The organism is Undibacterium sp. Jales W-56, assembly GCF_025548535.1.
Classification (GTDB): domain Bacteria; phylum Pseudomonadota; class Gammaproteobacteria; order Burkholderiales; family Burkholderiaceae_D; genus Undibacterium.
The window spans coordinates 1-723 of sequence record NZ_JAJLQW010000015.1 but is presented as its reverse complement, the minus strand read 5'-3'; the positions used below and the strand labels follow the sequence as shown (position 1 = coordinate 723).

Here is a 723-nt window from a genome sequence, read left to right as displayed (position 1 = left end):
TTACTCTCCAAATACGAATTCCCAGGCGACGACCTGCCCATCATCCAGGGTTCCGCCAAACTGGCGCTCGAAGGCGACAAAGGCCCATTGGGCGAAGAAGCCATCATGAAACTGGCTGACGCACTCGACTCCTACATCCCAACACCGGAACGTGCTGTTGACGGCGCCTTCCTGTTGCCAGTAGAAGACGTCTTCTCCATCTCCGGTCGCGGTACTGTTGTTACTGGCCGTATCGAACGCGGTATCGTCAAAGTCGGCGAAGAAATCGAAATCATCGGCATCAAAGACACAGTGAAAACAACTTGCACCGGCGTCGAAATGTTCCGCAAACTGCTGGACCAAGGTCAGGCAGGCGACAATGTCGGCGTCTTGCTGCGCGGCACCAAGCGCGAAGACATCCAGCGTGGTCAAGTGTTGGCAAAACCAGGTTCCATCAAGCCGCACAGCCACTTTACTGGCGAGATCTACGTCTTGTCCAAGGATGAAGGCGGTCGTCATACCCCATTCTTCAACAACTACCGTCCCCAGTTCTACTTCCGTACCACGGACGTAACGGGTTCGATCGAGTTGCCGAAGGACAAAGAAATGGTCATGCCAGGCGACAACGTCTCGATCACCGTCAAGCTGATCAACCCGATCGCGATGGAAGAAGGTCTGCGCTTCGCGATCCGCGAAGGTGGCCGTACGGTTGGTGCTGGCGTTGTGGCTAAAATCATCGAGTAA

The 723-nt window shown here is 55.0% G+C and carries 1 protein-coding gene; it reads left to right on the top strand.

What is annotated here, in order from left to right; all coding sequences use genetic code 11:
* On the top strand, positions 1-723 hold a 723-nt coding region (locus tag LPB67_RS19070), incomplete at its 5' end, for an EF-Tu/IF-2/RF-3 family GTPase (protein ID WP_262838922.1).